This window comes from Janibacter terrae (assembly GCF_039636765.1).
GTDB classification, from domain to species: Bacteria; Actinomycetota; Actinomycetes; order Actinomycetales; family Dermatophilaceae; genus Janibacter; species Janibacter terrae.
On the sequence record NZ_CP144167.1, the window covers coordinates 3,240,228 to 3,264,902 of the forward strand.

Below are 24,675 nucleotides of genomic sequence, written 5' to 3' on the forward strand. Positions count from 1 at the left end.
GTCGCGGTCCTCGAGGGCACACGGGGCAGGGCCACCTGCCATCACGGGCGCCGGTGCGTTCAGTCGTCGAGGCCGATCTCGTGGTGCCCCGGCGCGAGCCGGTCGCGCACGACCGCCATCGCCTCACCGAGCGCCGCGAACTGCTCGGGCGTGAGCGCGTCGACGAGGTGCCGGCGCACGGACTCCACGTGCACGCTGGCGAGCGCGCCCAGGGCGTCCCGGCCGGCGTCGGTCATGAGGATCTCGACCCCCCGGCCGTCGTCGGAGGAGCGGCAGCGCTCCACCCACCCGCGCTTCTCCAGGCGCGAGGCGGTGTGCGTGACGCGGGAGCGCGACTGGATGATGTCGTCGGCCAGGCGTGACATGCGCATGCGCTGCCCGGGCGACTCCGACAGCATCGAGAGCAGCTCGTACTCGGTGAGCTGGATGTCGTGCGGCGCGAGGTCGTCGACGAGGGCACGCTCGAGCAGCCGCACGCCGCGCAGGTACGCGCGCCAGTGCTCCTGCTCGTCCTCGTCCAGCCAGCGCGTCCCGCTCACAGCCGCCCCGCCACCTCGAGCGCGAAGTACGTGAGGATGATCTGCGCGCCGGCCCGCTTGATGTGCAGCAGCGACTCCGTGACTGCCGCGTCGCGGTCGATCCAGCCGCGCTCGGCGGCAGCGACGATCTGCGCGAACTCGCCGGAGATCTGGTAGGCCGCGACGGGCACGGGCGAGACCTCGGCGGCCGCCGCGACGATGTCGAGGTGCGGCTGCGCCGGCTTGACCATGACGATGTCGGCGCCCTCGGCGAGGTCGAGGTCGATCTCGCGCAGCGCCTCGGTCGCGTTGGCCGGGTCCTGCTGGTACGTCGCCCGGTCACCGCTCAGCGAGGACTGGACGGCCTCGCGGAAGGGCCCGTAGAGGGCGGAGGTGTACTTCGCGGCGTAGGCCAGCACGAGCGTGTCGGTGTGGCCGGCCGCGTCCAGGGCGGCGCGCACGTGCGCGACCTGGCCGTCCATCATCCCGGAGAGCCCCAGCACGTGGGAGCCGGCCTCGGCCTGCGCGATCGCCATCGCGGCGTAGCGCTCGAGCGTCGCGTCGTTGTCGACGACGCTGCGGCCGTCGAGGGTGCTCGTGAGCACCCCGCAGTGGCCGTGGTCGGTGAACTCGTCGAGGCACAGGTCGGTCATGACGACGAGGCGGTCCCCGACCGCGTCGACGACGGCCCTCGTGGCCAGGTTGAGGATGCCCTGCGGGTCGTCGGCGCCGGAGCCCCGGGCGTCCTTGGCCACCGGCACGCCGAAGAGCATGATCCCGCCGATGCCCGCGTCCACGCACGCCTGCGCCTCGTCGACGAGCGACTCGAGCGTGTGCTGCACGACGCCGGGCATCGAGGAGATCTCGACCGGCTCGTGGATCCCCTCGCGCACGAAGACCGGCAGGACGAGGTCCGCCGGGTGCAGGCGGGTCTGCGCCACGAGACGACGAAGGGGGACGCTCCCCCGCAGTCGTCGCGGCCGCACGACCGGTCCGCGAGGTGCTGCGTCGCCCACGCTCACCCCTTCGCCTTGCGGCGGGTCGTCGACTTCTTGCGGCGGGCGCTCGGGCGGGTCGGCTCCTCACCGGCGGCCACGGCGGCGGCGGCCAGCTCGCGCCCGTGGTCGGCGAGGGCCTGGACGAGGCTCTCGCCGGTGGCCTCGGGCGCCATGACGTCGACCCGCAGACCGGCCTCCTCGGCGGTCTTGACCGTGGCCGGACCGATGCAGGCGATGACCGTCGACGGGTGCGGCTTGCCGGCGATGCCGACGAGGTTGCGCACCGTCGAGGACGAGGTGAAGACGACGGCGTCGAAGGCGCCCTGCTTGATGGCGTCGCGCACCGGCGCCGGCGGCGGGGTCGCCCGCACCGTGCGGTAGGCCGTGACGTCGTCGACCTGCCAACCCATGTCCTGCAGACCGGCGACGAGCGTGTCGGTCGCGATGTCGGCCCGCGGGAGGAAGACCCGGTCCATCGGGTCGAGCACCTCGTCGTAGGGCGGCCAGACCTCGAGCAGCCCCCGGGCCGACATCTCGCCGTCGGGCACGAGATCGGGCTCGAGGCCCCACTCGCGCAGGGCGTCGGCGGTGACCCCACCCACCGCGGCGATCTTCAACCCGGAGAACGCGCGGGCGTCGAGACCGAACTCCTCGAACTTCTCGCGGATGGCCTTGACGGCGTTGACCGAGGTGAACCCGATCCACTGGTAGCGACCGGTGACGAGCCCGCGCACGGCGCGCTCGACGGCCTGCGGCGTGCGCGGCGGCTCGACGCTGATCGTCGGGACGACCTCGCTGGTCGCGCCGTGGCCGAGCAGCTGCCGGGTCATCGGGCCGGCCTGGTCCTTGGTGCGCGGGATGAGCACCCGCCAGCCGAAGAGCGGCTTGCTCTCGAACCACGAGAGGGTGTCGCGCAGCCCGACCGTCGAACCGACGACCGCGAGCGTGGGCACCTCGAGCCCGGCGACGGCGTCGGCCGCCCCCTGCAGGGTCGTCGCCCGGGTCGTCTGCGCGGTCGTCGTGCCGCCCCGGGTCACGGCGACCGGGGTGTCCGCGGCGCGCCCGGCGGCGAGCAGGTCGCCGAAGGCGGCGGCCAGGTGGTCGGGCAGGCCGAGCAGGACCAGGGTCACGTCGTCGGCGACCGAGGCGGACAGGTCCGCGCGCCTGGACCCGGTGAGGCTCACGACGTGGACCGCGCCGGTGGAGCGCGCGGTGAGCGGGATGCCGGCGTACGCCGGGACGGCGCTCACGGCCGAGACGCCGGGGACGACGTCGAAGTCGATGTCGGCCTTGACGAGGGCCTGCGCCTCCTCGGCGAGTCCGTTGAAGGTCGCGGGGTCGCCGTCCATGAGCCGCACGACGAGACCGCCCTTGTGCGCCTTGGCCGTCTTGACGACGAGCTTGGCGCGGGAGGCGTGGGTCAGCTGCTGCCCGTGCTCGCCGTGGCTGGCATCGACGATCTCGACGTCGCCCGAGGTGAGCGAGCCGACGACCGCCTCGTTGGTCAGCTGGTCGGTGATGACCGCGTCAGCACGACCCAGCAGATCGACGGCGGCGACGGTCATGAGTGACGCGTCACCGGGACCGGCGCCGACGAAGGCGACGCGGGCCGGCCGGCGGGAGGCGTCGACGTGGGCGGGTGCGGCAGAGCGCTGGGGGGTCACTGGGCATGCTCCGAAGCGGTGGTGGGGTGGGTGGCTGACAGGTCGGCGATGGCGGGGGCGCCGTCGTCGACCAGCGTGCGGGCGAGGCGGCGGCCGAGGGCCTCCGCGTCGGTGAGGGGGCCGGTGATCGACCGGCGCAGGTCCGCGGTGCCGTCGGTCGCGGCGATCACGGCCCGCAGCGAGAGGACCGGGCCGTCGACGTCCTCGACGACCTCGCCGAGCGCGCCGACGGGTGCGGCGCACCCTGCGCTCAGCTCCGCGAGGATCGCGCGCTCCGCGGTGACGGCCGCGCGCGTGTCCGGGTCGTCGAGGGGGCGAAGGGAGGCGATCACCACCTCGTCGTCGGAGCGGCACTCGACGGCCAGGGCACCCTGGCCGGGCGCGGGCAGCATCTGGATCGGCTCGAGCAGCTCGGTGATCCGGTCGGTGAGGCCGAGCCGCGTGAGCCCGGCGTGCGCGAGCACGACGGCGTCGAGCTGGTCCTCGCCGGGACCGACCATGTCGAGGCGGGTGCCGAGGTTGCCGCGGATGTCGCGGAACTCCAGCCCGAGCCCGAGGGCCGCCAGCTGGGCGCGACGGCGCGGGGACCCGGTCCCGACGACCGACCCCTCGCCGAGCTCGCCCAGGGCCAGTCCGTCTCGGGCGCAGAGCGCGTCGCGCGGGTCGACCCGCGGGGGGATCGCGGCGACGACGAGACCGGGCTCCTGCACGGCCGGCAGGTCCTTGAGCGAGTGCACGGCGAGGTCGATCTCACCCGCGTGCAGGGCCTCGCGGAGCGCGCTGGCGAAGACACCGGTCCCGCCCATGCTGGCCAGCGAGGCGCGGTTGGTGTCGCCCTCGGTGACGACCTCGACGAGCTCGACCTCGTGGCCGGCTGCCCGCAGGGCATCGGCGACGTGGCCGGACTGGGTCATCGCGAGCGCGGAGCGCCGCGTGCCGAGGCGGAGCGCGGTCACAGGGCACCCCCTTCGGCGTGGAGGTCGAAGAGCTGGCGCAGGGCGTCCTCGTACTCGCCGAAGCGGCCGTCGATCGCCAGCTCCTTGGCGCGCACGGTCGGCTGGTGCAGGAGCTTCTCGACGATGCGGTGGACGGCGAGCTCGACCTCGGCACGGTCGGCCCCCGACATGTCCGGGGTTCGCTGGTCCAGGCGGGTCAGCTCACGCTCGACGACCTGCTGGGCGGCGGTGCGCAGCGCACGCACCGTGGGTCCGGCGATGCTCGCCGCGCGCTTGCCGAGGTGCTGGGTGACGGCGTCACCGACGATCGCGCGCGCCTGCTCGACCTCGGGCAGGCGGCCGTCGGAGCCGAGCAGGTCACCGAGGTCGGCGAGACCGAGGCGGGTGACGCCACGCAGGTCGGCGACCTCGTGGGCCACGTCGTGCGGGAGGGCGAGGTCGATGAAGGCCTGCGGGCGACCGCCGCGGGCGACCTGCGCGTCGGCGACGTCGGGCAGGGTGATGGCCAGACCGGTCGAGCCGGTGCACGAGATGACGACGTCCGCGTCGGCGAGCGCGTCGACGAGCTCGTGGGCGGGGCGGGCCGACCCGCCGAGGCGCTCGGCCAGCGCCGCGCCCCGCTCGTGGGTGCGGTTGACGACGGTCAGCTCGGCGACGCCGCGACGCACGCAGCTGGTGGCCGCCAGGGCGCTCATGGCGCCGGCACCGACGACGAGCACGTGCGCCTGCTCGAGGTCGCCGAGGTGCTCCCGGGCGGCGTCGAGACCGGCGCCGACGAGCGAGCGGGAGACCTCGTCGATGGCGGTCTCGCTGTGCACCCGCTTGCCGGTGCGCAGGGCCTGCTGGACGAGGGAGTTCAGGCTCGGGCCGACATGACCCTCGCTCTGGCCGCGGCCGAGCGCGTCCCTCAGCTGCCCGAGGATCTGCGACTCCCCCACCGCCATCGAGTCGAGCCCGGCGGCGACGTTGAAGACGTGGGCGACGGCGGCGTCGCCGTAGTGCAGGTCGAGGTGGGCCTTGAGGTCGTCGTGGGTGATGCCCGTCGAGGACGTCATCGCCTCGGTGAGGTCGGCCACGGCCCCGTGGAACGCGCTGACCTCGGCGTAGACCTCGGTGCGGTTGCACGTCGCGACGACGAGGTGCTCGGTGATGTCGGGGCTGGCGGTCGCCGCCGCGATGATCGCGGCGAGGCTGGACTCGTCGAGCGCCGCCCGCTCGAGGACGGAGATCGGGGCCCGACGATGGTTGAGCCCGAAGGCGAGCAGACTCATCTGGCGGCCCCTTCCAGGAAGTCCTCTGGACTGGCCCCGAAGCGCTGTTGCTCGTGGAAGGCGAGGATCTGCAGCTCCGTGGACAGGTCGACCTTGCGCATGTGGACTCCCTCGGGGACCTGGATGGCCGTGGCGGCGAAGTTGAGGATCGAGCTGACCCCCGCGGCGACGAGGAGGTCGGCGACCTCCTGGGCGGAGCCGGCGGGGGTCGCGATGACCCCGATGCAGGCCTCGCCGGGACGGACGAGCGCGTCGAGCGCGTCCATCGGTTGGATCGCGAGGTCGTCGAGCCTCTCGCCGACGACGAGCGGGTCGCGGTCGAGCAGGGCGACGACCTTGAACCCCTTGGTGGCGAACCCGCCGTAGGAGGCGAGCGCGCGGCCCAGGTTGCCCATCCCGACGATGATCACGGGCCAGTCGTGGGTCAGGCCGAGCGCCCGGGAGATCTGGTAGTTCAGGTGGGCCACGTCATAGCCGACGCCGCGGACGCCGTACGAGCCGAGGTGGCTGAGGTCCTTGCGCAGCTTGGCCGAGGTGACACCGGCGCTGTGGGCGAGCTCCTCGGAGGAGACGGACAGCACGCCCTGGGAGGTCATCTGGCCGAGTGCCCGCAGGTATCCGGGGAGTCGCGCGACCGTTGCGTCGGGGATGTCCCGCTTGGCGGTCTGATCGACGGACACGGTTGCCCTCGGCTCCTCTCCCGGTCGGGGGGCGCGGCGCCTGACGACCGAACAGGATCGAGATTACGCTCTTGTGAACAAATGCACAAAGTCAGCCGTCAGGCGAGACCAGCGGGGGCGGACGCGTCCCCTCAGGGGCGAAGGGCGGCGCGCAGCCTCCCTTCGTCGACCCGGTGGTAGTCGTGCTGGCGGCCGTCGACGAAGGTCACCGGCACCTCCTCGGTGTACCGGGCCAGACGCGGGTCCGCGTCGATGTCGACCTCGGCGAAGCTGTCGCCGGTCTCGGCGACGACCCCCTCGATGACCCCCCGTGCGATCTCGCACAGGTGGCAGCCCTGCCGGCCGATCATGACGACCCGGGCGCCGGGCAATGCATCCATACCTGCTCCTAGAAGAAGACCGAGCGACGGGTGACGAGGACCGAGTACAGGGTCTGCTGGATCGTCTCGCGCACCTGGTCGGTCAGCTCGAAGACGAGCATCGGGTCGTCCGCCGCCGCCGGTCCGAGGGAGGCGGTGTCGATCGGCTCGCCGAACTCGATGATCCACTTGCTCGGCAGGGGGATCAGACCGAGCGGTCCCAGCAGCGGGAAGAAGGGCGTGATCGGGGCATAGGGGGCGCCGACGAGGCGGGCGAGCGTCTTCATGTTGCCGATCATCGGGTAGACCTCCTCGGCCCCGACGACGGAGCACGGGATGATCGGCACCTCCGAGCGGATCGCCGCCGAGACGAAGCCACCCCGACCAAAACGCTGCAGCTTGTAGCGCTCACGGAAGGGTTTGCCGACGCCCTTGAAGCCCTCGGGCCACACGCCGACGAGCTCACCACCGCGCAGCAGGCGCTCCGCGTCGGCGTTGGAGGCCAGGGTCGCGCCCGTCTTCCGGGCGAAGTCGCCCACGACCGGCAGCTGGAAGACGAGGTCGGCGCCGAGCATCCGCAGGAAGCGGCGCTGCGGGTGGGCGTCGTGGATCGCCAGCTGGGTGATGACCGAGTCGATCGCGATGGTGCCCGAGTGGTTGGAGACGAGGAGCGCACCGGTGTCGGCCGGGATGTTCTCGATCCCCCGGACCTCGACGCGGAACCACTTGTCCTTGAGCAGGCGCAGCACGGGGAAGACCGTGTGGATCGTGAAGTCCTCGTCGAAGCCGAAGTCGTCGACCGCGTAGTCGCCCCTGACCCGACGCTGGAGGAAGTGCAGCGTCTCGGCGAAGCGCCGCTCCCACTCCTCACCCGCCGCAGCGCCGGCCGCCTGGCCGAGCGTGCGCGAGGTCAGCTGACCGGCGGAGAGCAGCACCGACAGCAGCTCCGCCAGGCCCGGCACGATCGTCTGGCCGGAGTCGGGCGTGCCGGTCGACGCGGACCGCGACTGCTGCTGCGGGGTCGTGGCGGACGGGCGCGCTGCGGTGGAGGTGCTCCTGCGGGCCGGCGGTCGGCGGCGACCGGCCGCGGGCTTCGCCGTCGTGCGCCGGACGGTGGGTGGCCCGCCGTCCGGGCCGGGCACGACGGTGAGGTTGGGCTTGCGGGGCGGCCGGGGCTTCTTGGGGCGGGCTGGCGTGGTGCTGCGCGCGGCCGGGGCCGACGGCACCTCCGCCGAGGGACCGGTGAGCAGCGGCGTGGTGCGACGACGAGCCCGCTCGCCCCCGGCGCGGTCGGCCGCGAGGGCGACGCTGGAGCGCGGCGCGGAGGCCGCCGTGGTCTTCTTCGCCGTGGTCTTCTTCGCCGTCGTCTTCTTCGCGGCGGCCTTCTTCGCGGCGGCCTTCGCGGAAGCCGTCGCGCTCTTCTTCGTGGCGGTCTTCCTGGCCGTGGACTTCTTGGCGGTACGGTCGGCCATCACTTCTCGCTCTCGGGTGTGGGCGCCACGGCGCGCATCGCGGCCTCGGCGGCCTGGACTGCGGACCAGCCGGGCTGCGCGAAGGGCAGGCGGTCCATGACCCGGCCCTTCGTCGCCCGGGCGTAGTCCTCGTAGGCGGCCCGGGTCGTGTACGCCGGCTCGAAGCCGAGGTGCTCGCGCATGCGGGTGGTGTCCAGACCCCGGCCGAAGCTCAGCAGGTCGAGCTGGTCGGAGCCGATGTCGATGAGGCCGAACTTCTTGGCCAGGTCGGTGACCATGCCGGTCGCGGCCCGCGGCACGAGCGCATAGGGACGGCCGGCGAGGTTGGCGGCCTGGCTGGCGGTGATGATCCCGTCGCCGGCGACGTTGACCGCGCCGAGCCCCGGGAGGCCGACCGCCGTGGCCATCGCCGCGACGCAGTCGTCCTCGTGGACGAACTGCAGGCGCGCGTCGTACCCGAACGGGATGGGGATCACCGGGAGGCTGAAGTGGTCGGTGAAAGCGGTGCGGATGCGTGGGCCGATGACATTGGCGAAGCGCAGCGTCGTGATCTCGATGTCCGGGCGCCGTCGTGACAGGCCGCGCACGTAGCCCTCGACCTCGACGCTGTCGCGGGCCCAGCCTGACCTGGGCATCCGCTTGGCGGACATGTCCTCGGTGAACATCGCGGGGTCACGTGGGCTCGACCCGTAGACCCCGGCGGTCGACTTCACGACCAGCTTGCTCACCGACTCGGCCCGCTGGCACGCCGCGAGGAGCTGCATCGTGCCGATGACGTTGATCTCCTTCTGCGTCGCCCGACCACCGCCGGCGCGCGGCGTGGCGATGACCGCCATGTGCACGACGGTGTCGACGTCGTTGCCCGCGATGATCCGGCTGATGAGCGGGCTGCGGATGTCGGCGCGCATGAACTCGGCGCGGCCGATGCCGTGGCGTGGCGGCACCACGTCGACGCCGATGATCCGGCCGACGGACTCGTCGCGGCTCAGCCGTCGGGCGAAGGCACCGCCGAGGTGGCGGGAGACGCCTGCGATGAGGACGGTCTCGGGCACCGGGACACCTTCCTGTGGAGATGGACCCGTGGGTCGGGGCACTGTGGGCAGCCTAGTCACGCGGCCCTGCGCGGGGGGCCGTTCAGCCGCCTGGCGGGCGCGGAGAGATCGGGATCACGACGGGGACGACGAAGGGGGCCCCACCGGTCATCCGGTCGGGGCCCCCTTCGTGCGGGTCACTTCTTGTTGCGACGCTGGTGGCGCGTCTTGCGCAGCAACTTGCGGTGCTTCTTCTTCGCCATGCGCTTGCGACGCTTCTTGATGACAGAACCCATGCGGACGTCCTTCGGTGTTGATCGGTGCTTTCGGTGGTGGCTCGAGCGATGCCGGCCTTGCGGCGCAGGCCCCACCGAGTACGAGTCAGACGGCAGAGTTTACCCGACTCCCGCGGGAGGCTCGCGCCCGGGGAGTCGGGACGGGTCGGGCCAGAGCTCTCAGGCCGTCTCGATGAACGACGTCTCGAGGTAGGTGTGCACCGCGTCCTCGGGGACTCGGAAGCTACGACCGACGCGGACGGCCGGCAGGTCACCGTTGTGGACCATGCGGTAGACGGTCATCTTCGACACCCGCATGATCGACGCGACCTCAGCCACTGTGAGGAAGTGCACCTCACCCAGTCGATCGTTGGACATGATCACCTCGACATCTCCGCAGGGCCGCACCACCGACCCATGTCGGCAGACGTCAACGAGCCCCGCAGATGACAACCATAGGGGCAGATGTGACGACTGTGAAGACTGGAGGGCAGATTCACCCCCCGCCGTCCACCCGACACGCCGGGAAGCGGCGGAAAATCGGTCCTACTCGTACCAGACGTCGAGACCGTGGAGCGGGAAGACCGCCTCGCGGGCGGCCATGATCGCCCGGTCCACGCCGCTGTGCGGGTTGTAGCCCATGCTCCACGGCTGCACCCAGATCGGCAGGTCCTGCGGCTCCAGGTCGCCCATGCGCTCCGGGCCGCGCTCCCCCGAGATCTTCTCCACGTGCGCGCGCCAGGGCTCCGGGATCGGGGTGTCCGCCGGGATCGGCTTGTGGGCGGCGATGGCGGTGAGGTGGGTCCAGGCGCGGGGCACCGCCCCGACCAGGTCGTAGCCGCCCCCGCCGAAGGCGACCCACCGTCCGTCGCAGACCTCGTGGGCGAGGCGGTGCAGGTTGACCGCGGCCTGGCGCTGGGCGTCGGTCGTGAGGGACATGTGCGCGAGCGGGTCCTCGCGGTGGGTGTCGCATCCGTGCTGGGTGAGCAGGATCTGGGGCTCGAAGGCGCGCACGACCGGGGCCGCCACCGCGGTGATGGCGCGCAACCACGGGCCGTCGGTCACCCCGGGCGGGAGGGCGACGTTGACCGCGGTGCCCTCGGCCCCGGGCCCACCCGTGTCGCCCGGCCATCCGGTCCCGGGGAAGAGGGTGCGTCCCGACTCGTGGATCGAGACCGTGAGCACCCGAGGGTCGTCGTAGAAGATCTCCTGCACGCCGTCGCCGTGGTGGACGTCGACGTCGACGTAGGCCACGCGCTCGACGCCCTGGTCGAGCAGCCACTGGATCGCGGCAGCGATGTCGTTGTAGACGCAGAACCCTGCGGCCCGCTCGCGCATCGCGTGGTGCATGCCCCCGGTGAAGTTCACCCCGTGCTCGGCCTCGCCGACCCACACCCGGCGCGCTGCCTCGACCGAGCCGGCCACGATCCGCGCGCTCGCCTCGTGCATCCCCACGAAGGCCGGGACGTCGTCGGTGCCGATGCCCCACGTCCCGTCGGCGCTCGCGGGGTCCGCGGAGCCGGCGCGGACCGCGTCGACGTACGCGCGCGAGTGGACGGTGGCGAGCACCTCGTCGGTGGCCACGTCGACGTCGACGACCTCGACGTCGTCGAAGACCCCGAGCTCGCGGCACAGTCGCGCCGTGAGGTCGAGACGCACCGGTGCCATCGGGTGCCCGGGACCGAAGTCGTATCTGGTGAAGTCCTCGCCCCAGATGGCGCACACCTGCGTGCTCATGGGTTGGACGCTACCCGGATATAGGGTTTTCTCCACGACCACCCCGACGAAACGGAGGACCGCGTGCCCCGCATGCGTCTGCACAACGAGGACGTCCTCGTCATCGGCCTCGGACGATTCGGCGGTGCCGTCGCCACCGAGCTGCACCGGCTGGGCAACCGCGTCACGGCGCTCGAGCTCGACCCGTCGTTGGCGGAGAGCTACCTCGGGCGGGTCGGACGCATCGTGCAGGGCGACGCCACCTCCGTCCAGGCCATCGAGGAGATCAAGCCGCACACGTTCTCCGCCAGCGTCCTCGGGATCGGGTCCTCGATCGAGGCGAGCGTCCTCGCCGCGGTCAACCTCATCGACGGCGAGGCCCCCAAGGTGTGGGCCAAGGCGGTCAGCCCGGAGCACGCCCGGATCCTCAACCGGATCGGCGTGCACCACGTGCTCTCCCCCGAGATCGAGTCGGGCAAGCGCCTGGCCCACCTCATCGGCAGCCGCCTGATGGACTACATCGAGTTCGACGACGGCTTCGCGATCGTCAAGATGACCCCGCCGGCGGAGGCGATCGGGTTCACCCTCGAGCAGTCCGCGATCCGCAGCAAATACGGGGTGACGGTCGTCGGCGTGAAGTCGCCCGGCCAGGACTTCACCTACGCCCGGCCGGAGACGAAGGTCCGCAGCGGCGACCTGATCATCGTCAGCGGCCCCACCACCCTCATCGAGCGGATGGCCGCACGACCCTGAGACCGCCCGTGGCACTGCACTGCAGGGCGCGGACGTGGCGAGGCGCCTCGTCCCCCTTCGTCGAAGGGGGACGAGACGCCTCGTGCGGGTCCCTCGCTCAGGCCGTGGCCGGGGCGGGGACGCTCGCGGGAGCGGTGCCCTCGTACAGCGCCTCCTCGGCCTCCGGGGTGATGCCGCGGCGGCGCTGCCACTTGGCGAGGTAGGCCACGGCGAAGGGCATCGTGAAGGCGGTCGTGACCACGGCCGCCGCGACCTGCGCGGTCGCCGTCGCCTGGATCCCGGCCAGCGACGGGTCGATCGTCGCGACGGCCAGCGGCGTGGCGATCGCGTTGCCCGCCGTCGAGGCCTCGCAGAAGCCCGCGAGGACATTGCGCGTGGGCTGGGGGTGGCGACGCAGCAGGTGCCACAGGTAGAGGCCGCCGACGGCCGCGCCGCCGGAGAGGACGACGGTCAGCAGGCCGAGCAGGACGCCGATGGCACCGGCACCGGCCAGCACCCGGAAGTCGATGCCCGCGCCCAGGGCGAAGGCGGCGAAGGGGATGATGAGCTTCTCGCCCGGCGCGAGGAAGTCCCGCGCGATCTGGCTGGTGTTGCCGAGGATGAAGCCGAGGAGCATCGGGAAGATCGCGGCGAACAGCGCCATCATCGGGAAGCTCGCCAGGCCGGCTGCGCCCATGGCGACCATGGTGAGGAAGGGCCCGTCGTTGATCGAGAGGATCGAGATGGCGCCCTTGTCGGTCTTGTTGCCGAACTGGCTGGTGAGCGCCACGTAGAGGGAGCCGTTGGAGTTGGACATGCCGGCGATGATCGCCAGCGGCAGCAGACCCCACAGGGTGCCGTCGGGCATGACCCACGCGACCCCGAGGCCGAAGACGACCGCGACGCCGTACTTGGCGAGGAGCATGACGATGCCCTTCTCGACCGAGGGCAGGGCCGCCTTGACGTTGATCTGCGAGCCGATCGACATGAAGAACAGACCGATGAGGACCGCCGCGCCCTCCTTGAACAGGGCGGTGGTGAAGGAGCCGATGCCGAGCACGTCCGGGGCGACGGTGTTGATGAGCGCGCCGAGGAAGAGGGGCACGATCATCAGCGCCCCGGGGATGCGCCCGATGGCGCGCAGGAGGTTGTCCATGATGAGAACTCCGTTGTTCAGGGGATGGGATGGGGAAGGGGTGGTGCAGGAACGCGTGGGGGCGGGTCAGCCCTGGTCGCCGCCGCCGACCGGCAGCACGCTGCCGGTGATGTAGGACGCCTCGTCGGAGGCGAGGAAGAGGATCGGGGCGGCCTGCTCGGCGAGGGTCCCGTAGCGACCGACGTGGGTGCTGTCGACGGTCTGGTCGACGATCTGCTGGTACCACTCGTCGTCCCGGGCGCCGAGCTCGGTGTCGTTGCGCGGGACCCGGCGCGCCGGCGCCTCGGTCCCGCCGGGGGCGGTCGCGACGACGCGGACCCCCTTCGACGCGGCCTCGAAGGACAGCGAGGCCGTGAGCGCGTTGACGCCACCCTTGGCCGCGGCGTAGGGCACGCGGTTGATGCTGCGCGTGGCGATCGAGGAGACGTTGACGATGACGCCGCTCCCCCGCTCGACCATCGACGGGAGCACCGCGCGGCAGCACCAGAGGGTCGGGAAGAGGGAGCGGCTGATCTCCCGCTGGATGTGCTCCGGCTCGTACTCCTCGTACGGCCGGGTCCAGATCGTCCCGCCCACGTTGTTGACGAGGACGTCGATGCGGCCGTACCGCTCGACGGCGGTCGCCCGCAGCTCCTCGGCGCCCGACCACTGCTCGAGGTCGGTCTCCAGGCAGGAGGCAATGCCGTCGGCGGCGACGATGCGCTCGACGACCTCTGCGACGAGGGGCGAGCGGTCGACGAGGAGGACGCTCCCCCCTTCGGCAGCCGCCCGCTCGGCGACCTGCGCACCGATCCCCTGGGCGGATCCGGTGACGACGACGACCTTGCCGGCGAAACGATCCGGGCAGGTTGGACTCATGGGTGTGCTCCTGGGTGGGTGGTGCGAAGGGGGCGAGCCGGTCCGGCTGACGACCAGTACGCCATCACCGGGCGTGAGGCACCAACACTCCCGCTGGGTAATGTCTCCCTGCGGAACAACCGGAGATCCTCGGGGGCCGGATCGGCCATATTGGTTCGCCATGCGGAACACCACGATCCAGCGGCCCGTCGGGCCGCACCTGTCCTCGCTGGACTCCGGGCTGCAGGTGATGACGATGTTCAGCAGCCACCAGTCCGTCAACGTCACCCAGGTGGCCGAGCACCTGGGCTGCTCGCGCTCGACCGCGTACCGGGTGCTCAACACCCTGCGCAACCGCGGCATCGTCATGCTCGGGCCGGGGGGCCGCGGGTACTACCCCGGGCCGGTCCTGGTCGACCTGGCGCGCCCCCGGGGTCTCGACCTCGTCGACCGGGTGCGCTTCCGACCCGTCATCGACAAGGCGGTCGAGCTCACCGGCGAGACGGTCCACGTCGGCGCACTCGTCGGCTCGCACATCGTCTTCTTCGACGGCAGGGAGCCGGACCGGGCGGTCCGGGCCCAGCTGACCGCGGGGTACTTCCGTCCGGCGCACGCGATCTCGGCCGGCAAGCTGCTGCTGTCCGACTACTCGGACGACCAGGTCGCCGCCCTGTTCCCGGGCGAACGACTTCCCAAGGAGACCCCGTGGACGACCGACTCGGTGTCCGCCCTCATCGCCGAGCTGCCGGCGATCCGCGAGCAGGGGTACGTCCTGAACTTCCAGCAGACGGAGGCCGGGCTGGCCGGCTGCTCGGTCCCGGTACCCGGTCGGGGGTGGCGGGAAAGGGTCGCCCTGTGCGCCACCGTGCCGGTGAGCCGGGGCACCCGCGAGGAGCTCATGCTCGTGCGCGACGGCCTCGTCGAGGCGGCCTCCCTCTTCCGGTGAGGGGTCAGCCGCGGTCGTCGCCGAGGGCGAGGACCAGGGCGATCTCCTCCTCGCCTCCGGCATCGGAGGCGGTGCGCATGGCCCGACGCTCGTCGGTGGGACGGAACCCGAAGCTGGACGCGAAGGCCACGGCCCGACCGTTGTCGGAGCCGACCCAGTAGAAGAGCTGGCCGAAGCCGCGCTGCTCGGCGATGCGGGCGCCCTGGCTCACGAGGTTGGCCGCGACGGACTTGCCCCGCCAGGCGGGTGCGACCCAGAGGCCGAAGAGCTGCCCGGCGGTGGCGTCGTCGCCGCCGTGGGCGGTACCGAGGCTCGCGACGCCCACCAGCTCGTCGTCGACCTCTGCCACGAGGCGGACGCTGCGGGACATCCGCGTCCGCCAGAACTCCTCCGGCTCGGCCGCCTCGGTCGCGTGGTCGGCGACGAAGGCCTCAGGAGATTCCTGCAGCGCTTCCAGCCGAAGGGTGCGGTAGGTCGCCCACTCGTCCTCGGTCAGTGCGCGCACGGTGATCTCACTCATGGCGCGAGTCTCTCATCCCCGGGCCCGAATTGCCCTGCCGGGTCACGGATTGTTCACCCGGTCGACCGCAGGTCGCGGCTCATCCGCTCGCACGCCTCGTCGTCCTCGGCCCGCACCCCGTCGAAGGAGAACCCGGCCCGGGCGTACATCGCCGCGGCCCGCGGGTTGTCCGCCATGACGTGCATCAGGACCCGCGAGGCGCCCCGGCGCGCAGCCTCCGCGACGCAGGCCTCGACGAGCGCGTCGGCGACGCCGCTGCCCCGGGCGTGACCGGCGACCCACATCGCCACGATCTCGGGCTCACCCCCGGGCTGCGGGGTGTACAGGGTCGCCGCGCCGAGCGGCAGCCCGTCCCCACGTGCGGCGAGGAAGACGGGGTGGCCGAGCCGCTCGCGCCACGTCGCCTCGTCGAACCCGACCTCGCGGCCGAAGCTGCTCCCGTAGGCACGCGGCTCGTCGAGCAGCATCGCGAGGCGGACGGCGCGGTGCAGCTGCCACTCGTCGGGGGTGAGGCGGCGCACGGCCCAGCCGCCGACCATCAGCCGGCCCTGTCGGCGCATGCCTCCACCGCGTCGGCGAAGGCGTGCCGCACGCCGTGGGCCTCGAGCCGCGCGAGCGCGGCGGCCGTCGACCCTCCGGGCGAGGTGACCGAGGCCCGCAGCAGCGCGGCCTCCTCGCCGGTCTCGACGAGCATGGCGCCGGCCCCGCGGGCGGCCTGCGCGGCGAGAACGAGGGCGTCGGAGCGGGTCAGCCCGCGCGCGACCCCAGCGTCGACGAGCGCCTCGACGACGAGGTAGAAGTACGCCGGCGCCGAGCCGGAGAGCGCGGTCGCGACGCCCTGCTGGGACTCGGGCAGGACGAGCGTCCCACCGGTCGGGGCGAGCAGCTCGCGGACCCGCTCGAGCTGCTCGTCGGTGACGTCGTCGGCGGGGCTGAGCACGGTCATCCCCTGCCCGACCCGGGCCGGGGTGTTGGGCATCCCGCGGATCGCGGCGACGCCGCTCGGCAGGGCCGCGGCCAGGTCGGCGAGCGACACGCCGAGGGCCAGGCTGAGCACGATCGAGCCGGGACGAAGGGAGGGCGCCAGCTCCTGCAGTAGCGCGGGCACGGAGTACGGCTTGACGACGACGAGGTGCACATCGGCACGGCCGGCGGCGGTCGTCGCGTCGACCACCTCGACGCCACGGTCGGCGTACGCCACCCGCAGCTCCTCGGCACGGGGGGCGTGACCCTCGACGGCGAGGACCTCCCCTTCGCCCGCGAGGGCCTCGAGGATCGCGCCGCCCATGGCGCCGACTCCGTAGATCGCGACTGTCATCCGTGTACTCCTAGCGGTGGTCAGGTCCGGTTGGTGAGCGTCTCGACGAGCCGGCGCAGGCCGTAGGGCCGGCGCGCGAGGTCGTGCAGGTACTCCATCCACATCGGACCGTAGGGCACGAGCACGCGCACGCGGTGCCCGGCGTCGGCGGTGCGCAGCTGCAGGTCGGGGTCGGCGCCGAGGAAGAACTGGTACTCCAGCCCCTCCGGGCCCCGGCCGGACTGGTCGGCGAGCCCGTCGGCCAGGTCCAGCAGTACCGGCTCGTGGGTGGCCACGACGGTCGGCACGCCGCTGCCGAGCAGCGTGGCGAGGCACCGGGCGAACGCGAGGTTGACCTCGTGCTGGTCCTGCCACGCGACGGCGCGGGGCTCGCCGGCGCCACCGCGCACGAGGCGGACCCGGGCCCCGGCGGTCGCGAGCGTCGCCGCGTCGCGCTCGGAGCGGTGCCGGCGCGCGACGAGCGAGGTGGTGAGGCGCGGGTGGGCCGGGCGGATGGCGGCGACGAGCTCGAGCAGGTCGTCGACGACGTCGTGCGGGCCGGACCGCAGCGTGATGTCGACCTTGCGGTCGTCGCCGACGGCACAGATGCGGGCGAGCGCGTCGGCGGCGTGGCCGGGGTCGAGCGCGAGGCCCAGCTGCTCGGGTGCGAGGTACAGCTCGGAGCGGTAGTCGCCGCCGGAGGTCGCCGGCGCCATCTGCTCGATGGCCGTGACCGCCTCGGCGACGGCCGCCTCGACCCCCGCCGCGTCGGTGGCCGCCGGCAGGAGCGGGTGGAGCGCGGCCATGCGGTTGGTCCGGCGCAACCACGACGCGACCGCCACGGCGTCGTCGACGCCCTCCCCCGCGACGAACCGGTCACGGGCGGAGTCGACGAGCCGCGAGCCGGCGACCCGGTCGCGGTGCCCCTCGGACAGCAGGGTGTCGAGGACCCGGGTGCGCACCCGGTCGGGGTGCCAGGAGATCACTCGGTCTCCGCCGGGGAGTGCAGGCGGTAGGCGTCGGGGACGATGCGCCACGTGCGCGACCGGGCGGGGCCGAGGTGCTCGCCGTCGGAGTTGGCGGCGACCTGGTGGTTGACGCCGGTCACGGTCACCGTCTCGCGCGCCCGCACGTTGACGACGTCGTCGAGGCGGGTGTGCGTCCCGCTGCTGAGGTGCAAGGCGTAGCGCAGCCGCTTGAGGGGGGCGACGGCGTAGGAGATGACGACCTCGGCCGCTCCGTCCCCGGGGCGTGCGTCGGGGGCGATGCGGGTCCCACCGCCGACGCTCTGGCCGATGGTCACCGCGACCTGCAGCACCCGCCGGGACGGGTCACCGACCGTCTCCCCGTCGACGACGACCTCGAGGTGGCGTCCCTGCTGGCCGAACCCGGCGGCGATCCCCCCGACCACGTAGCCGAGGACACCGAGGTGCGCCTTGCCGAGACGCTCCTTCCACGGGGCAGCGATGCGTCCGGCCTCCTCCCCCACGCCGATGTGCACGGCGTTGGCGACGAGCATCCCTTCGTCGTCGACGAGGACGTCGACGGGGCGGGCGGGCTGGTCCAGCACGACCCGGGCGGCGAGCGCCGGGTCGTTGGGCAGCTCGACCGTGCGGGCGAAGTCGTTGCCCGTCCCCATCGGCAGCAGGCCGACGGTCGGCGGGTCCTCCCCGAGGTCGCCGAGGCGGCAGAGGGCGGTGGTGAAGGCGTTGAGCGAGCCGTCGCCGCCGGCGATGACCACCTCGCGGCCGTCGCGCTCGGCGAGGGCGTCGACGAGGTCCTCGACGGACTCGGTCTCGACCACCCGCACGTCCGCCTCCTCGCGCAGCACCTCGAGCGCGGCGTCGCGGCGCTCGCGGTCCGAGGTCCCCGCTGCGGCATTGGCGATGAAGAGCAGGCGTCTCACGATCGCCAGCCTACGGTCAGGGGCGGCTCATGGTGTCCGTCGGCGCAGGGTGAGACTGCCGAGCACCAGCGCGACGACGATCCACACCCCGATGACGAGCAGCGGGACGACGAGGTCGTCGAACGGGGCGGCCTGACGGGCGACCGACGACGCGGCGTCGACGACATGGGACAGGGGCAGCACGTCGGAGAGCAGCTCGAGGGGCCGGGGCAGGCGGTCGCGCGGCACGAGCAGGCCGCACAGGAGGAACTGCGGCAGCACCGTGGCCGGCATGAGCTGCACCGCCTGGAACTCGGTCCGCGCGAAGGCCGAGGCCAGCAGCCCGAGGGAGGTGCCGAGCACCCCGCTGCCGACGACGACGAGGACGAGCCAGGCCGACGAGGCCGTGGTGTCGAGCCCGTACAGCCACACCGAGACGGACGTGACGACGACACCCTGCACGACGGCGAGCAGCCCGAAGGCCAGCGCGTAGCCCACGACGAGGTCGCCCTTGCCGAGCGGCGTGGTGAGGAGCCGCTCGAGGGTCCCGCTCGTGCGCTCCCGCAGGGTCGCGACGCTGGTGACGACGAACATGATGACGAAGGGGAAGACCGTCAGGAGCGCGGGTCCGACCCGCTGGAAGAGCGGTCCGTCGACGTAGACCCAGGCGAGCAGGCCCATGAGCACGACGGGCATGGCGAGGAGCAGGGCGAGCGTGCGGTGGTCGCGGGCCACCTGCCGCAGCACCCGGGCGGCGGTGAGGAGGGTGCGCCGGGGGTTCATGCCGCGTCAGCCTCCACGAGGGCGAGGAAGGCGCCCTCGATGTCGGCCGCACCGGTCAGCTCGAGGAGGTGGGTCGGGGTGTCGTCGGCGAGGACCTCCCCTTCGCGCAGCAGGACGAGGCGGTCGCAGCGGGAGGCCTCGTCCATGACGTGGCTCGACACGAGCAGGGTGACGCCGTCGGCGGCGAGGCGGCGGAAGAGGTCCCACAGGTCACGGCGGAGGACCGGGTCGAGGCCGACGGTCGGCTCGTCGAGGACGAGCACGTCGGGGCTCCCGACGAGCGCCGCGGCCAGGCTGGCACGGCTGAGCTGCCCACCGGAGAGCGTGTCGGCGCGCGAGTCCGCCTGGGGGGCGAGATCGACTCGCTCGATCACCGCGGCGCTCGCCGGACCGAGGTCCGGGACCCCGAGGAGGGCGCCGAGGTGCGCGACGTTCTCCCGCACGGTCAGGTCGCCGTAGATGCTCGGCGCCTGGGTGACGTAACCGACCCGGTGACGCAGGTCGCGGTGCCCTGCCGGCAGCCCGAGGACCTCGATGCGGCCGGAGTCGACCTGCTGGACGCCGACGACAGCTCGCATGACCGTGGACTTGCCCCCACCACTCGGTCCGAGGAGCCCGACGACCTGCCCCTCCGGGACGTGCAGGTCGAGGCCGGGGATGACGAGGCGGCCGCCCCGCGTGACCCGGAGGTCGGTGATCTCGATCGCTGAATTCACCATGTGATGAATTGTGGACCTCGTCGCGAGCGGGCGGCAACCCCCTTCGCCCCGCTCTGCGCCGAACGGCCCCCGGACCCCGCATTCCCCTAGGGCAATGCAGACGAGCGGTCGCCCGAGGGCGCATTGCCCTAGGGGAATGCGGATTCAGGTCGGGGGTGCGAGGAGGCGCTGGACGGCGGGGCCGACGACGGCGACGAGGTCCTCCGGGTCGGCCTCGACCATCGCCGGCAGGCGGACGACGTAGCGCAGCATCCCGAGGCCGACCATCTGCGCACCGACGGCGGCGACCGCGAGCTCGTCGACATCCTCCCCATCGGCGAAGTTGGCGGCGATCCGGACGAAGACGGTGCGCACGACGAAGTCCTGCAGCAGCCGGGCCGCTCCCTCGTGCGTCGCGACCGCGCCGATCATCGCCTGGAAGTGGGCCCGCCCCTGGGGGCTGTCCCAGACCGCGAGGAAGGTGCGCACGATGCGTTCCCCCGCGCCCTCGCGCGGGCCCTCGACCGCGGCGACGATCTCGTCCTCGAAGCCCGGCGGGACCCCGACGACCTCGGCGAAGAGGCTGGCCTTGCCGGCGAAGTAGTGGTGGACGAGTGCCGGGTCGACCTCCGCCTCACGGGCCACGGCGCGCACGGAGGTGCCGTCGAACCCCTTCGTCGCGAAGAGACCGCGCGCCGCGACGAGGATGTCGGCCCGGGTGTCGCGCTCGCCGGGGCGCCGGCCGCGTGCCATCAGGACGCCGGGTCGTCGACGTCCGCGACCGGTTCGTCGCCTGCCTGGCCGAGATGACGACGCGCGAAGTCCAACGACTCGCGCAGGTCGGCCTCGCGCTCGCGCGGCCGCTTGCGGGTGCCGACCTCCAGCACCACCGACCCGGCGAAGTCGCTCCCGGCGACATGGGCGAGGACCTCGGCACACGGCTGGGACCCCCGGCCCGGGACGAGGTGGTCGTCCTTGTGCGTCGTGGGCAGCCCGTCGGCGAGGTGGACGTGCGAGAGCCGGCTGCCGAGGTCGGTGACCATCTGCATCGCGTCGCTGCCGGCCGTCGCGGTGTGCGACAGGTCGATCGTCACGTGGTCGTAGGGCTGGGCCACCGGGTCCCAGTGCGGCAGGTAGGCCTGCACCTGCCGGCCGCGGGCCGCCCAGGGGAACATGTTCTCCACCGCCAGGACGATGCCGCTGTCGTGCTCGCGCTCCGCGACGCCGTCGGCGAAGGTGCGGGCGTACTCCTTCTGCCAGCGGAAGGGCGGGTGGAGCACGACCGTCGGCGCGCCCACCTCGTGCGCGAGCTCGATCGACCCGTCGACCTTGCCCCACGGGTCCGGTCCGAGGACGCGCTGGGTGAGCAGCAGCGTCGGAGCGTGGATCGAGACGATGTCGAGGCCGTGGTGGTCGGCGAGGGCGCGCAGGGCACGGGAGTTCTGGGAGATCGGGTCGGTCCACACCATGATCTCGACGCCGTCGTAGCCGAGGGTCGCCGCGATCTCGAAGGCCGCCGCCGCCCCCTCGGGGTACACCGAGGCCGAGGACAGGGCCACGGGGACGTGGCGCAGAGCAGGCATGGATACGAGCGTAGACCGCGGCCGGGATCAGCTCATGAGGTCGAGGTAGCGCAGGAGCACGCCCTCGCGCAGCGCCCACGGGCAGATCTTCAGCTCCTGCACCCCGAGGAGGTCCATCGCGGCCTCGGCGACGATGCCACCGGCGAGCAGCTGGTGGGCGCGCGAGGAGGACACCCCGGGCAGCTCGACCCGCTCGTGGGCGGTCATCGGGGTGATCCGCGCGATGGTCGAGGTGACATCGGCCAGCCGCAGCCGCCGGGGGACGTAGGGACCGTCGGCGCTCGGCGCGGCGCCGGCCACGCGCGCGAGCGAGCGCATCGTCTTGCTCGTGCCGAGCACCGTGTCGGGGGCACTCGCCTTGGCGTAGGGCCGGATCTCCTTGGCGAGCGTGGCCCGCACGTGGCGCCGCGCCTCCTTGATCTCCCTCGCCGTCGGGGGGTCGCCGGCGAGCAGCTCGCGGGTCACCCGGCCGGCGCCGAGCATCAGGGACTTGGCGATGTCGGGGTCCTCGTCGTCGCCGAGGGTCAGCTCGAGCGAGCCGCCGCCGATGTCGATGACGAGCAGCTTGCCCGCGGACCAGCCGGCCCAGCGGCGGGCGGCGAGGAAGGTCAGCCGCGCCTCGTCCTCACCGCTCAGGACGCGCAGGTCGACCCCGGTCTCCGCGCGGACCCGGGCGAGCACCTGCTCGCCGTTGGGGGCCTCGCGGACCGCGCTCGTGGCGAAGGCGAGGATCTCCTCGGCGCCCTGGTTCTCCGCGACCTCGAGGCACTCGGCGACGAAGCGCGCGAGGTCACGGGCGCCGGTCTCGTCGATGCAGCCCTCGTCGTCGACGTGCTCGGAGAGCCGCAGCAGGATCTTGTGGGAGGTCGCCGGGATGGGCGCCGCACCGTGGTGGGCGTCCACGATCAGCAGGTGGACGGTGTTGGAACCGACGTCGATGACACCAAGGCGCACGGGGCAACAGTAGACGCACGCCGTCGTCCGGCCGCACGGGCAGCGACATAGGCTGGCGGGCGTGAGTGACGAGACCCCGCAGCACGCGGGCGAGACCGGCCTGCAGGTGGCCCGCACGTGGGTCGAGTTCGAGGACCCGGCGGACGACGGCCAGCGCTTCCGCTGCGACCTGACCTGGCTCACGTCGAGGTGGACGTGCGTCTTCGGCTCCGGCTGCCACGGCATCGACGCGGACAAGCCGGACTTCGGCTGCTGCGTCCTCGGCGCGCACTTCACTGACAAGGACGACGTCGCGCGCGTCAAGGCGGTCGTCGACGAGCTCGGCGAGGACGAGTGGGAGCTGCACCCCGGCTCCACCCGCAGGTCCGCGTGGACGGAGAAGGAGGACGGCGACCTCAAGACCAAGGTCGTCGACGGCGCCTGCATCTTCCTGAACCGCCCGGGCTTCCCCGCCGGCGCCGGCTGCGCCCTCCACCAGCACGCGGTGCTCACCGGGGTCGAGCCGCACACGGTCAAGCCCGACGTGTGCTGGCAGCTGCCGATCCGCCGCACCTACCGCACCGTCGAGCTGCCGGACCAGAGCAGCTACCTCGAGGTCAGCATCGGCGAGTACGACCGCCGCGGGTGGGGGCCCGGCGGGCACGATCTCGACTGGTACTGCTCGGGCAGCCCCGACGCGCACGTCGCCGCCGACCCCGTCTACGTCACCGAGGGTCCCGGGCTCGTCGAGCTCATGGGCCAGGAGGGCTACGACGAGCTCGCCGCCCGCTGCGAGGCCCACCTCGCCCTCGTCGAGGCGGCCACGACGACGGAGGGGAGGTCCCGCCCTTCGCCCTCCGGCCGGGCGCTGCTGCCGCTCCTCGTCCACCCCGCCACGCTCGCCGCTCGAGAGGCCTGACCATGTCCCCCTTCGTCACGGCCGACACCGTGCGGGCCGAGCTCGGCCCGCTGCTCGGGGAGGGGGTCCTCGCCACCGACCCGGACGTGGTCGCCGGGCACTCGCGGGACCAGGCCCTGTGGTGCCCCGGCGAGGGCGCCGTCGCGCTCGTCCGGGCCCGGACGGTGTCGGACGTGCAGGAGACGATGCGCTTCGCGACCCGCCACCGTGTGCCGGTCGTGCCGCAGGGCGCACGCACGGGCCTGTCCGGCGGCGCCAACGCCGTGCCCGGCTGCCTGCTGCTCTCGCTCGAGCGGATGACGCGGGTGCTCGACGTCGACACCTCCGAGCGCACGGTCACCGTGGAGCCGGGGATCATCAACCAGGACCTCAAGGACGCGCTCGCCCCCCACGGACTGTCCTACCCGCCGGACCCGGGGTCGGTCGCGATCTCGTCGATCGGCGGCAACGTCGCGACCGACGCCGGTGGCCTGTGCTGCGTCAAGTACGGGGTGACCCGTGACTACGTGCGGCAGCTGAGGGTCGTGCTCGCGGACGGCACCCTGACGACGATCGGCACGACGACGACGAAGGGGGTTGCCGGGCTCGACCTGCGCGGTCTCTTCGTCGGGTCGGAGGGGACGCTCGGCGTGGTCGTCGAGGTCACGCTGCGCCTCGTGCCGGTGCTGCCGGAGCCGCTCACGGCGGTGGCGACCTTCGCCGACGTGCGGCACGCCGCGGCGACCGTCGCGGCCCTCATGGCCTCGGGCGCCCAACCCTCCCTCGTGGAGTCGATGGACCGCACGACGCTACGGATGATCAACGCCTACCGCGACGTCGGGCTCGACGACGGGGCCGGGGCGATGCTGCTCGTGCAGTCCGACGGGAGCGGCAGCCCGGACGCGGCCCGGGCGGAGGTGGAGGCCTTCGCCGGCTTCGCCGAGGCGCACGAGGCGATCGACGTCGTCCTCTCCGAGGACCCCACGGACAGCGCGGCGCTCGTCGCCGCCCGCCGCATGGCGCAGCCCGCGTACGAGCACCACGCCCAGACCCACGGCGGCGGGCAGCTGCTCGACGACGTCTGCCTGCCGCGGCACCGGCTGCCCGAGTTCTACGACCGGCTCGACGAGATCGCCGCCGAGTCCGGTCTGACGATCGCCGTCGTCGCGCACGCGGGTGACGGCAACACCCACCCGTCGATCTTCTTCGACGCCTCCGACCCCGCGGACGTGGCGCGCGCCGACGCCGCCTTCGACCGGATCATGGAGGTCGGGCTCGCGCTCGGCGGCACGATCACCGGCGAGCACGGTGTCGGCTACCTCAAGCGGCAGTGGCTGGCGCGCGAGCTCGACGAGGGCAGCCGGCGGGTGCACCGCGCGGTCAAGGCGGCGCTCGACCCGCTGGGGATCCTCAACCCGGGCAAGATGCTCGACGCGCTGTGAGCGCGAGGCTGTCGGACCCGCCACG

The 24,675-nt window shown here is 72.9% G+C and carries 28 protein-coding genes; 4 read left to right on the top strand and 24 right to left on the bottom strand.

Annotated elements, in window-relative coordinates; translation table 11 throughout:
- Positions 1 to 59: 59 nt before the first annotated feature.
- The 12 genes from V3C34_RS16135 to V3C34_RS16190 all read right to left on the bottom strand — a co-directional run bounded on the left by V3C34_RS16135 (position 60) and on the right by V3C34_RS16190 (position 10,961).
- A complete protein-coding gene (locus V3C34_RS16135; RefSeq protein WP_346007645.1) occupies positions 60 to 539 on the bottom strand; it encodes a MarR family winged helix-turn-helix transcriptional regulator in 480 nt (159 codons plus the stop codon).
- Positions 536 to 1,534, bottom strand: a complete 999-nt coding sequence (gene hemB / locus V3C34_RS16140; protein ID WP_346007646.1) for a porphobilinogen synthase — start codon at positions 1,532 to 1,534, stop codon at positions 536 to 538. The genes V3C34_RS16135 and hemB overlap by 4 nt, the downstream gene beginning before the upstream one ends.
- A gap of 2 nt (positions 1,535 to 1,536) precedes the next feature.
- Positions 1,537 to 3,180 carry a uroporphyrinogen-III synthase gene (locus V3C34_RS16145; protein ID WP_346007647.1) on the bottom strand — a complete coding sequence of 548 codons (1,644 nt, stop codon included), beginning with the start codon at positions 3,178 to 3,180 and terminating at the stop codon, positions 1,537 to 1,539.
- Positions 3,177 to 4,136: a hydroxymethylbilane synthase gene (hemC, locus tag V3C34_RS16150; protein WP_346007648.1), complete on the bottom strand. Its 960-nt coding sequence runs from the start codon at positions 4,134 to 4,136 to the stop codon at positions 3,177 to 3,179. The genes V3C34_RS16145 and hemC overlap by 4 nt, the downstream gene beginning before the upstream one ends.
- Positions 4,133 to 5,407: a glutamyl-tRNA reductase gene (locus V3C34_RS16155; RefSeq protein ID WP_068321489.1), complete on the bottom strand. Its 1,275-nt coding sequence runs from the start codon at positions 5,405 to 5,407 to the stop codon at positions 4,133 to 4,135. The genes hemC and V3C34_RS16155 overlap by 4 nt, the downstream gene beginning before the upstream one ends.
- Complete coding sequence (locus V3C34_RS16160) at positions 5,404 to 6,087, bottom strand: redox-sensing transcriptional repressor Rex (protein WP_068321486.1); 684 nt, start codon at positions 6,085 to 6,087, stop codon at positions 5,404 to 5,406. The genes V3C34_RS16155 and V3C34_RS16160 overlap by 4 nt, the downstream gene beginning before the upstream one ends.
- A 131-nt stretch (positions 6,088 to 6,218) precedes the next feature.
- Entirely contained in the window at positions 6,219 to 6,467 is a 249-nt protein-coding gene (locus V3C34_RS16165; RefSeq protein ID WP_068321483.1) for a glutaredoxin family protein, read from the bottom strand.
- Between the two features lie 8 nt (positions 6,468 to 6,475).
- Complete coding sequence (locus tag V3C34_RS16170) at positions 6,476 to 7,918, bottom strand: lysophospholipid acyltransferase family protein (protein WP_346007649.1); 1,443 nt, start codon at positions 7,916 to 7,918, stop codon at positions 6,476 to 6,478.
- On the bottom strand, positions 7,918 to 8,970 hold the full coding sequence (locus tag V3C34_RS16175; RefSeq protein ID WP_169701783.1) for an NAD-dependent epimerase/dehydratase family protein: 1,053 nt from the start codon (positions 8,968 to 8,970) through the stop codon (positions 7,918 to 7,920). Before V3C34_RS16175 ends, V3C34_RS16170 begins: the two co-directional genes overlap by 1 nt.
- A gap of 176 nt (positions 8,971 to 9,146) precedes the next feature.
- The gene (locus V3C34_RS16180) at positions 9,147 to 9,245 is read right to left on the bottom strand and encodes a 30S ribosomal protein bS22 (protein ID WP_003792170.1); all 99 of its coding nucleotides are present in this window, start codon (positions 9,243 to 9,245) and stop codon (positions 9,147 to 9,149) included.
- Between the two features lie 159 nt (positions 9,246 to 9,404).
- On the bottom strand, positions 9,405 to 9,602 hold the full coding sequence (locus V3C34_RS16185; RefSeq protein ID WP_068322435.1) for a helix-turn-helix domain-containing protein: 198 nt from the start codon (positions 9,600 to 9,602) through the stop codon (positions 9,405 to 9,407).
- A 168-nt stretch (positions 9,603 to 9,770) separates the two neighbouring features.
- Positions 9,771 to 10,961, bottom strand: a complete 1,191-nt coding sequence (locus tag V3C34_RS16190) for an acetoin utilization protein AcuC (RefSeq protein ID WP_068321480.1) — start codon at positions 10,959 to 10,961, stop codon at positions 9,771 to 9,773.
- A gap of 63 nt (positions 10,962 to 11,024) precedes the next feature.
- Between V3C34_RS16190 and V3C34_RS16195 the strand changes: the two genes are divergently transcribed.
- Positions 11,025 to 11,693 (top strand): potassium channel family protein, encoded by a 669-nt coding sequence (locus tag V3C34_RS16195; protein WP_255218216.1) that lies wholly within the window; start codon positions 11,025 to 11,027, stop codon positions 11,691 to 11,693.
- A gap of 97 nt (positions 11,694 to 11,790) precedes the next feature.
- Here V3C34_RS16195 and V3C34_RS16200 read toward each other — a convergent pair whose 3' ends face one another.
- The gene (locus V3C34_RS16200) at positions 11,791 to 12,828 is read right to left on the bottom strand and encodes a 2-keto-3-deoxygluconate permease (RefSeq protein ID WP_338537625.1); all 1,038 of its coding nucleotides are present in this window, start codon (positions 12,826 to 12,828) and stop codon (positions 11,791 to 11,793) included.
- Between the two features lie 66 nt (positions 12,829 to 12,894).
- Entirely contained in the window at positions 12,895 to 13,686 is a 792-nt protein-coding gene (locus V3C34_RS16205) for a 1,6-dihydroxycyclohexa-2,4-diene-1-carboxylate dehydrogenase (RefSeq protein ID WP_068426314.1), read from the bottom strand.
- A 160-nt stretch (positions 13,687 to 13,846) separates the two neighbouring features.
- Between V3C34_RS16205 and V3C34_RS16210 the strand changes: the two genes are divergently transcribed.
- Positions 13,847 to 14,611, top strand: a complete 765-nt coding sequence (locus tag V3C34_RS16210; protein WP_346007650.1) for an IclR family transcriptional regulator — start codon at positions 13,847 to 13,849, stop codon at positions 14,609 to 14,611.
- A gap of 4 nt (positions 14,612 to 14,615) precedes the next feature.
- Here the strand turns inward: V3C34_RS16210 and V3C34_RS16215 are convergent, their stop codons facing one another.
- The 10 genes from V3C34_RS16215 to V3C34_RS16260 form a co-directional block, all read right to left on the bottom strand.
- Complete coding sequence (locus tag V3C34_RS16215) at positions 14,616 to 15,131, bottom strand: GNAT family N-acetyltransferase (protein WP_068321465.1); 516 nt, start codon at positions 15,129 to 15,131, stop codon at positions 14,616 to 14,618.
- Between the two features lie 53 nt (positions 15,132 to 15,184).
- The gene (locus V3C34_RS16220; protein WP_346007651.1) at positions 15,185 to 15,691 is read right to left on the bottom strand and encodes a GNAT family N-acetyltransferase; all 507 of its coding nucleotides are present in this window, start codon (positions 15,689 to 15,691) and stop codon (positions 15,185 to 15,187) included.
- Positions 15,670 to 16,449 (bottom strand): pyrroline-5-carboxylate reductase, encoded by a 780-nt coding sequence (gene proC / locus V3C34_RS16225; protein WP_346007652.1) that lies wholly within the window; start codon positions 16,447 to 16,449, stop codon positions 15,670 to 15,672. The genes V3C34_RS16220 and proC overlap by 22 nt, the downstream gene beginning before the upstream one ends.
- A 20-nt stretch (positions 16,450 to 16,469) precedes the next feature.
- On the bottom strand, positions 16,470 to 17,414 hold the full coding sequence (locus V3C34_RS16230) for a hypothetical protein (RefSeq protein WP_346007653.1): 945 nt from the start codon (positions 17,412 to 17,414) through the stop codon (positions 16,470 to 16,472).
- Positions 17,411 to 18,334 carry a diacylglycerol/lipid kinase family protein gene (locus V3C34_RS16235; protein ID WP_346007654.1) on the bottom strand — a complete coding sequence of 308 codons (924 nt, stop codon included), beginning with the start codon at positions 18,332 to 18,334 and terminating at the stop codon, positions 17,411 to 17,413. Before V3C34_RS16235 ends, V3C34_RS16230 begins: the two co-directional genes overlap by 4 nt.
- A 27-nt stretch (positions 18,335 to 18,361) precedes the next feature.
- Positions 18,362 to 19,096 carry an ABC transporter permease gene (locus V3C34_RS16240; RefSeq protein WP_338537622.1) on the bottom strand — a complete coding sequence of 245 codons (735 nt, stop codon included), beginning with the start codon at positions 19,094 to 19,096 and terminating at the stop codon, positions 18,362 to 18,364.
- Positions 19,093 to 19,815 carry an ABC transporter ATP-binding protein gene (locus V3C34_RS16245; RefSeq protein ID WP_345912695.1) on the bottom strand — a complete coding sequence of 241 codons (723 nt, stop codon included), beginning with the start codon at positions 19,813 to 19,815 and terminating at the stop codon, positions 19,093 to 19,095. The genes V3C34_RS16240 and V3C34_RS16245 overlap by 4 nt, the downstream gene beginning before the upstream one ends.
- A 144-nt stretch (positions 19,816 to 19,959) precedes the next feature.
- Positions 19,960 to 20,547, bottom strand: a complete 588-nt coding sequence (locus tag V3C34_RS16250; RefSeq protein ID WP_346007655.1) for a TetR family transcriptional regulator — start codon at positions 20,545 to 20,547, stop codon at positions 19,960 to 19,962.
- The gene (locus V3C34_RS16255) at positions 20,547 to 21,377 is read right to left on the bottom strand and encodes a sugar phosphate isomerase/epimerase family protein (RefSeq protein WP_068321443.1); all 831 of its coding nucleotides are present in this window, start codon (positions 21,375 to 21,377) and stop codon (positions 20,547 to 20,549) included. Before V3C34_RS16255 ends, V3C34_RS16250 begins: the two co-directional genes overlap by 1 nt.
- A gap of 27 nt (positions 21,378 to 21,404) precedes the next feature.
- The gene (locus V3C34_RS16260; protein ID WP_068321439.1) at positions 21,405 to 22,331 is read right to left on the bottom strand and encodes a Ppx/GppA phosphatase family protein; all 927 of its coding nucleotides are present in this window, start codon (positions 22,329 to 22,331) and stop codon (positions 21,405 to 21,407) included.
- Positions 22,332 to 22,392: 61 nt separating this feature from the next.
- Between V3C34_RS16260 and V3C34_RS16265 the strand changes: the two genes are divergently transcribed.
- Complete coding sequence (locus V3C34_RS16265) at positions 22,393 to 23,229, top strand: hypothetical protein (RefSeq protein WP_346007656.1); 837 nt, start codon at positions 22,393 to 22,395, stop codon at positions 23,227 to 23,229.
- Positions 23,230 to 23,231: 2 nt separating this feature from the next.
- Positions 23,232 to 24,650, top strand: a complete 1,419-nt coding sequence (locus V3C34_RS16270) for an FAD-binding oxidoreductase (protein ID WP_346007657.1) — start codon at positions 23,232 to 23,234, stop codon at positions 24,648 to 24,650.
- Positions 24,651 to 24,675: the final 25 nt, after the last annotated feature.